Origin of the sequence: Brevibacterium sp. VCM10 (assembly GCF_000583215.1) — a bacterium.
Taxonomy (GTDB): Bacteria; Actinomycetota; Actinomycetes; order Actinomycetales; family Brevibacteriaceae; genus Brevibacterium; species Brevibacterium linens.
Genome location: NZ_JAJB01000113.1, coordinates 1 through 991 on the forward strand (window position 1 = coordinate 1; position 991 = coordinate 991).

Below are 991 nucleotides of genomic sequence, written 5' to 3' on the forward strand. Positions count from 1 at the left end.
CGCCGAGGCGGCCCCCGCCGAGCGTGAGGAACCGTTCGCAGCACACCCGGTCGGTACGGCCAGCATCAGCTGTCAGCGCAATAATGTTACAGATTTTAGACAATCCGCTGTGTCCGAATGTGGAAGACTGTGAACGCACATCAGCCCATGGAAGGAAACACAGTGGTCGAGGCCGTACCCGAAGACGAGCTTGCGCTCGAAGAGCTCGTGCGCTCGGGCGGGATCGAAACCTATTTCGCCCCCGTCGTCGATGTATTGACCTTCCAACGGGTCGGCCATCAGATTCTGCAGGCTCCCACGGGTGATCCTGAACTGGGACGTGCCGAATCGGAGAACCTGCGCCACGCCATGCGCGCCTCGACGATCACCGGTGATATCGACGCCTCCCTGCGGGATTCGGCGCTGCGCACGGCCGAAGGCGCAGGACTGCCGAAGTCCAACCGCCTGTTCCTCCACGCCGAAGCCGAATCCTTCGCCACCCTCGAGGACCGTGCCGGGGAACCCGACCGGTCGGTGATCCTCCAGCTCGACGCCAACCGTGTTGCCTCGTCTCCGGCCTCAGTGCTGCGTTCGGTGCGCTCGGCGCGCGCCATGGGATGGGGCGTGGGCATGTCATCGGTCGGTGCCGACCTGCGCAGCACCTCCTTCGTCCCGCTGGTCAATCCCTCCGTCGTCGGACTCCACCCGGACGTCCTGCGCATCGCCTGCGACTCCCATCTGGCTGAACTCAACCGCCTCCTCCACGCCCATCTCGAACGCACCGGCGCGGTCATCCTCGCCGACGGCGTCGAGACCGAAGACGATCTCGACCGGGTGCGTGCCCTGGGGGCACGATTCATGTCGGGGCGTTATTTCGGTGAGGCCACGAAACAGCCGCAGCCGTTCTCCGAACCGAACGAGGACGCTCTCGTCTCCCACTACTCACGCAACCTTCCGGCATTGGGCACACCGTATTCGATCTCTCAGGGGCTCCGGCGTGAGCCGCTGGTGA

Annotated in this window: 1 protein-coding gene; it reads left to right on the plus strand. The window is 64.8% G+C overall.

The annotated features are described in order from the left end of the window. Nucleotides 1–147 precede the first annotated feature (147 nt). On the plus strand, nt 148–991 hold an 844-nt coding region (locus AD89_RS0117535), incomplete at its 3' end, for an EAL domain-containing protein (protein ID WP_035321517.1).